The organism is Staphylococcus sp. HMSC13A10, assembly GCF_001808005.1.
Lineage (GTDB): Bacteria > Bacillota > Bacilli > Staphylococcales > Staphylococcaceae > Staphylococcus > Staphylococcus pasteuri.
In genome coordinates this window covers 1-6,606 of sequence record NZ_KV791849.1, presented here as the reverse complement: position 1 = coordinate 6,606, position 6,606 = coordinate 1, and the positions used below count along the sequence as shown (strand labels likewise).

Sequence of the window (6,606 nt, the reverse complement as noted above, 5' to 3'; positions counted from 1 at the left end):
TTTTCAATGTCTACTTGTGGCAAGACCTCTCCTATATACATTTTAAATTTTAGCACTGTATAAATCATATGTCAATTTTTTATCTTTATATTATATTTCTCAGAACCGTTCAAATTGGTTTTCTAAGAGAAAAATGATTAAAGATTTACTAACTGATTTTTCATTAGAAATAAAGCAGGTAGACGCTTGGTACAAAATACTTTCTACACCGATACAAATCCACAATTGATTGGAAAGAGTAAAATCCTTTGACAAGCTAATTACCGTATTGTTGATAGTATAAGAAAAGACTTATTAACCAAAAAAATCCTACAAAATCAATAATAATAGTCTTTTACATTTCTCCACCAACCAATGTTATAGTCCAATTAACGAAAATGATTAGCAAAGTAATGATCCCTCTCTGCGACTAGATTGATTCTTGATAGATAGGCGAACTATATATATCATGTTCTAATATACGACCTTTGATAAGTTATTTTCTCTTAATCTAAATTTGTTATCATTTTTTCTTTTTAAATAAATTTTTGGTAATAATAAATGCAACTACATATAACTCAACTGTTACCATTAATGGTAACGTGAAAAGACCCATATACATAAATATATCATTTGCGTGCATTATTCTATCCCAATCATCAACGACACTGATGAAGTTCCACACAAAATACCCTGTAGGGACCCCAAATATTATTAAACCTATAATCATTTTTAACAGTAATTGTTTATCTCTTAGACTCATCGTAGCTATTTTAATGTCTTCTAACGTTAACCAAGATTTTTTTTGAGATGTACTAATTTTTAAATCCTTTATTCCTGTTATATCTTTTTCTGTCTGATATCCTAAGGCATCTTTTAGAATTAATTTATCTCTACCATTAATACTCACTCTATCTATAATTTCTCTTTCAATAATACAATTATTTACATTTTCTGCAAAATAGTTTTTTCTACGTCGTTTTCCTACAAATGGAAATATAAAAATAGGGAATAATAACGAATAAAGAACAAGTAATATAGCTGGCAAACTAATTTTATCCCAATCTGTTATATATTTAATCACTTCTTCTTTAGGATATGCACTGAGTGAATAAAAAATCATTGCTAACAAGTACATTAATGCTACTAGTGTTATAAATATGTATAAAATTATATTGATTATCAGTGTTTTTACTCTTTCCATCTTTTGTCTTTTATATAAAATATTTTGACTTAGAATTTGAATAAGCGCATATATAATATATATTACTGCAAAAATCCCTACTTCGTTAAAATTCTTGTATAGGTCAATCAAGAAATCCATATTTTTGAAATACACGTTAACTCCTCCAATTAAAGTGTATAACAGGTTACTAAGACTTATAAATTTTTGCTTAAGTTATGCCATATTCTCATATAGCCCATAAGTTCTGTGTATTCAGACTTCAACATACCGTTAAGTAAATCATAAACATCATCAAATTCTTTATTTATAATTTCATAAACAACTTTTGTTTTATTTCTATACATCCACTCTGCCACGCGTTCTGTTTCACTAGTACCATCTTTTAAAGTAACGGGTTTAACTTCAATTTCATTTAATTGTTTAAGTATCTTATTTTTACTCCAATGTACATTATTTAAATACTTCTTCTTTTTCAAATCAACAAACTTTTGTAAATTATTATTTATCGGTTGTTCATTATTAATATCAGGAACCTCCCACATTTTCGTATAATAAGACATATTTAAAACAATTTTCTTAGTATCAAAAATATTAAAAATATTTTTGATATCTAGTATATCTAAATATTCATTAGAAAAACGTATACAGTTTTCTAAAAAATTACTATATTCTTTTTTCAGAAGTTCATATTTTTCTTTATTATCTATATCGTGATCCCTATGTATATTTTGTGCTGTTTCTCTAGAATCTTTGATAACAGATTTAAATAATGATAGTTTATTTGAAAAATAACGTACGTCGTCTAATGATTTTGCCAGTGTATCACTTAATTGATTTAGGTAATCTATCATTATACTTTTATTATGTATATTCTCATTCTGTCTAATATATTTTGCTATTCTATTTTGATTAGGTAGCAACTCTTCGATTGATATATTACCTCGTTTTATTTTTTCAGGTTTTGTTACATCATCTCTTAATATTTCATCGATCATATCTTCATTAACATACTTTACTTTTTTGAATGCAAACTTCCTTTTTTGTGGGTAATGATATTTATTCCAATTTTGGTTTGTTCCATTTTCTATATTATTTAAGATATCATTACTTTTATTTTTTACATAGTCTGTTGTGACACTTCGCTTTTTGCTATCTTCCTCATAAATTGAAAAATAATTCCCATTAATAATATACGCAGCTTCTTCCAGAGAATACCATCTTTCCTTTTTGCCATCTATCTCCAAGAATTTTTTATAATTACTTTTAAAAATTTCTTGTTCCATACTTAAATCAGACCCCTCTAAAATTTCTTCGATATTGTCATCAGTTAATTGATTATTCATCCAATAATTAAAATCTAAGTCATTGATTCCTTTGTTATTAATGATAATCACGCTATTACCTCCAAAAACCGAATAAATTTTTTCACCTATTATTTTATCACTTCATTTGCGAAAATTTAATCAATCACAGATATCTTTGATTAATTCTATTTATATTTCCTAAACGATGCGCATCAATAGGATAGAAAGGATGTTTCACATGAAAATTCAATCTAATTTCAAAAAAGGTGGCTATTCAACTGAAATAGCTTCCAATTATATTGATAATAAAAAACCCATTTATAGCTTAAGTACAGAACTTTATCCGCAACAGCGTTTTGAGAATAATCAGCCTACCGGAGAAATTATTGCGTATAAAGCCTGGTTTGTTCAAGAAGGCTTACCGCCCTTCACAGTTAAATTCGAAAATGAAGTGACATTACCTAATTATATGAGCGTCATTACTTTTGATCATTTAGAAGCTTGTGAAGTCCGTTATGATGTTTACTTCAAAGCTTCAGATCTGAAGGAGGTTAAATAATGACAGCCAAAGAGCTCGAACAATATCTCCTACAAAGCTTAAATATGGCACTAGGATCCATGATGCAAGGCGAAACCAGTTATACCAATAGTTTCACCTGCAAGGTCACGGAAGAAGGTTTTTACTTTCTTCCTCGCCTGCCTGCAGGCTATATTGTGGACGATGACTTATATCAAAAAATATTTCTCATTGCGAGTGCAGCTTTATATCCCAAATTCACATTGTTAAAACAGAATTCTGCGTATTTCGTACCTATGGATACCGACGATATTCATACGCAACGCGCTTTGTTTTTCCCATGGCAACAAGGGATATCAGAACGCTTAGTGATTTCTGATTTAGATCGTTTTACGTCGTCTCTAACGAATCAACAAATTCCGATCATGAAACAATTAACTTTAAACTATCAAAACATTACATCTATAGCGATCGCAGGTAATTCAGGCAGTGGTAAATCTTATATGCTGACGTACTTACTAAGTGTATTAAAACCGATATCAGAACTCATTATTGTTGACCCTAAGTTTGATACACCGAGCCGTTGGGCACGTATTCATGATATTACTGTGATTCACCCTCATCAAAATCGATCTAAGTCTGATTTTTTATCTGAAATTAATGAAAACTTAAGTCATTGCCTTCAAGTTATTCAACAACGACAAACCATTCTTTATGACGATCCAGACTATCAATTTGATCACCTAACCATTGTGATTGATGAAGTGCTCGCTTTAGCTGAAGGTGTGAATAAGACCATTAAAGACGCGTTCTTTTCATTACTATCTCAAATTGCTTTATTAGGTCGTGCCACCAAAGTTCATTTATTACTGGTGTCTCAACGATTTGATCATCAAACCATCCCGGTTTCCGTTAGAGAACAACTCAATGTGCTGATTCAAATCGGTAATATTAATAAAAAAACCACACAATTTTTATTCCCCGATTTAGATCCAGAAGGTATTGTGATACCCATTGGTAAAGGGACAGGTCTAATCCAAGTGATTGATAGTGAATCTCCCTATCAAGTCTTACCCTTGTTATGTCCGACTTACTATACGAAAGCAGGTGTATTGTGATGAGGAAAACCTATTTCATGCGTGTGTATGATATTATCATTTACTTGTTCCTGTTCGCTATTTTGACAGTTATGGTTAGTAAACTCTTTGTCCTATTAAACTTTATTGTGTCTCAAATTGATATTATCGATACGCGAAACGTCACACACTATATCACAATCATTTCAAATGGTGTATATCAACTTACATTTTACTTATTAGTCTTAGCATTGATGTTAATAGTTATCGATTTAATGATTCGTTTATTGAAAGATCAACTCACGAATCATATCAAATCTGTTTATCACACAATGGTTTTACGACATTATCTTAAACAAGATGTTGACACAGACACGACTCAGGATTGGCAAAATAACGGCAAAAGTAAAACAAATTCTGTCCAGCAATACTTTAATAAAATGGTTGGAAAATCGCTCGTTGATGTTCGTCAAAATGAAGTCCGTGTGGCAATTAAAATTCCCCGGAAACAGCAAGCTCACGATATATTAAAAAAGATTGAACCTCAAATTCATGAAGAAATTACACATATGCACCCGAATTATTACTTTTCAAAACCTCAACGTCATCATCGTTATCTATGGTTTGCAGGCCACAAACGTTAAGATACACATGCGTTGTGGTACACGAAGTGATAAACACAACGCATGTGTATCTTAACAGTGCCATGGGGTTACTACGACCCCCCATGGCATCATTAATCAATAATCACAGAAAGGATGTCCATGATGACGAAAGATAAGCGTTCGAATAAGTGGGCTTTTTTAATATATGAAGAAAGCACGCCATCTAACTATCAAGATATTTTGGAACAGATGCATATTCCTTATATTTTAAGCCCGTGGCACAATCAAGATATAGATCAATCAACGGGATTAATCAAAAAATCACATAAACACGGTGCTTTATTCTTTGATTCTTTAAAAAGTTATTCTCAAGTCTCTGAACTACTTCAACAACACTTAAATACACCGAGGCATATTGAAATTATTATGTCTCCTAAGGGCATGTTTGATTATTTTATTCATGCCTCTAATTCAGATAAAACGCTTTATGATATCAATGATATTGAAAGTGGTTGTGGTTTTGACTTAAACCAATTTTTATTAGATCAAGGTCAGTCCGAAGTGTTTAATAACATTATTGATATGATTGAAAATCACAATTTTATAGAATTTCAAGATCTAGTGATGTATGCGCGACAACATCATCCATCTTATTTAAATTTGATTATCCAACGGACGTATTTTTTTGCGAAATATTTAGATTCAAGGCGACATACGTTCAATCATAAATAGTGTGATGTGTCGAATATATGGTTTTGTGGCGCGTTTTGACGTCGCATATTTAAGGAATGCATTTCTTCGAGTTCTGTTTTAATTGAACGCATTAAATAACCTTGCATGGCTTCGACACTTTCGCTTTTTTGAATTAATGTTGCTTTAAAACGTTTGAGCACATTAATCATCTCAAACTCAATATCTTCTAACATGTATACTGTATTCTTTTCATTATTAAATGATGATTTAGCTTTAAGTATGACACTTTTAATAATTTGTATTTCATCAACTTCAAAGTTATTTAAATAGGTTTGAAGTTGATCGGGAATTTCTTGAAGTAAATGATATTTTAAGGCATTATTATCAAATTCATTAGATTGATGATTTGGATGATTCGAATGAGAAGTATTAGGGTTGGCTATATGTTCACTATCATTCATATCATACGTATCATTATTCTCAGTTTCTTTATTCTCAGTATCATTAATATCAGTATCATTAGACTTACAAATTGTTAGTTCTTGAACTAATAATTTGTTTGTTCTGGAACTTACGATTTGTTAGTTCCTTGTCATAACTAGGTTCTAAAAGGTATATTTTGTTAGGTCTATTTAGTCCTTGTCTTTCATTTATAATTAAATTGAATTTTTCTAGCTCTTTTTTCAATTTGATAATTTTAGGTTCTCCGTATTGTAAAATGGAACATAATTGTTTATTTGTATATAGTAGATATATATTATTTTCTTCATCAATCCAGTTATTGATTTTGGATAATTCAAAACGATCTTTTAATAGAGCATACATAACCTTTGCGTCAGTTGTCATTTTAGAAAAATGACCATCTTCAAATAAAAATTTTGGGAGTTGGTAAAAACGAGATGTTTCAAATTCACTAGCAGAAATTTTTTTGAATTTTGACATAATATAAACCTCTTCTTTTTCATATTTAGATAGAGGTAATAAGACGCGTTATTATATTTAATAATATCTCATTCTTGAAGTCATATTGTTTATACTATATAATTATATGTACTTATTATATAAACAACGCATCATTTAGAGTATATATGTTAGCGTTTATTACCTAAAGCGTTTAGTCGGGCCAACGACTAAACGCTTTTTACTTTATTAAAATCTAAGTTAATAGTAACAAAGTAAAAAAGAAGAAACAATAAATTATGTAACTTCTTATAAGTAACATGTTACATGTAACAAAAACCCAATT

At 30.0% G+C, this 6,606-nt stretch carries 6 protein-coding genes and 1 pseudogene; 4 read left to right on the top strand and 3 right to left on the bottom strand.

The window, feature by feature from the left end; genetic code table 11:
* Positions 1–502: 502 nt before the first annotated feature.
* Both HMPREF3125_RS03880 and HMPREF3125_RS03875 read right to left on the bottom strand, forming a co-directional pair.
* Positions 503–1,318: a hypothetical protein gene (locus HMPREF3125_RS03880; RefSeq protein WP_001832799.1), complete on the bottom strand. Its 816-nt coding sequence runs from the start codon at positions 1,316–1,318 to the stop codon at positions 503–505.
* A 41-nt stretch (positions 1,319–1,359) separates the two neighbouring features.
* Positions 1,360–2,559 carry a hypothetical protein gene (locus HMPREF3125_RS03875; protein ID WP_070452038.1) on the bottom strand — a complete coding sequence of 400 codons (1,200 nt, stop codon included), beginning with the start codon at positions 2,557–2,559 and terminating at the stop codon, positions 1,360–1,362.
* A gap of 148 nt (positions 2,560–2,707) precedes the next feature.
* Between HMPREF3125_RS03875 and HMPREF3125_RS03870 the strand changes: the two genes are divergently transcribed.
* The 4 genes from HMPREF3125_RS03870 to HMPREF3125_RS03855 all read left to right on the top strand — a co-directional run bounded on the left by HMPREF3125_RS03870 (position 2,708) and on the right by HMPREF3125_RS03855 (position 5,399).
* A complete protein-coding gene (locus HMPREF3125_RS03870; protein ID WP_000701704.1) occupies positions 2,708–3,028 on the top strand; it encodes a hypothetical protein in 321 nt (106 codons plus the stop codon).
* Positions 3,028–4,104, top strand: a complete 1,077-nt coding sequence (locus tag HMPREF3125_RS03865; protein ID WP_000125496.1) for an ATP-binding protein — start codon at positions 3,028–3,030, stop codon at positions 4,102–4,104. The genes HMPREF3125_RS03870 and HMPREF3125_RS03865 overlap by 1 nt, the downstream gene beginning before the upstream one ends.
* Positions 4,104–4,706 carry a hypothetical protein gene (locus HMPREF3125_RS03860; RefSeq protein WP_001233000.1) on the top strand — a complete coding sequence of 201 codons (603 nt, stop codon included), beginning with the start codon at positions 4,104–4,106 and terminating at the stop codon, positions 4,704–4,706. The genes HMPREF3125_RS03865 and HMPREF3125_RS03860 overlap by 1 nt, the downstream gene beginning before the upstream one ends.
* A 123-nt stretch (positions 4,707–4,829) precedes the next feature.
* Positions 4,830–5,399, top strand: a complete 570-nt coding sequence (locus HMPREF3125_RS03855; RefSeq protein ID WP_000159079.1) for a replication protein — start codon at positions 4,830–4,832, stop codon at positions 5,397–5,399.
* Here the strand turns inward: HMPREF3125_RS03855 and HMPREF3125_RS03850 are convergent.
* Positions 5,390–6,302, bottom strand: a pseudogene (locus HMPREF3125_RS03850) (replication initiator protein A). The gene HMPREF3125_RS03855 and the pseudogene HMPREF3125_RS03850 sit on opposite strands and share 10 nt — an antisense overlap.
* Positions 6,303–6,606 lie beyond the last annotated feature (304 nt).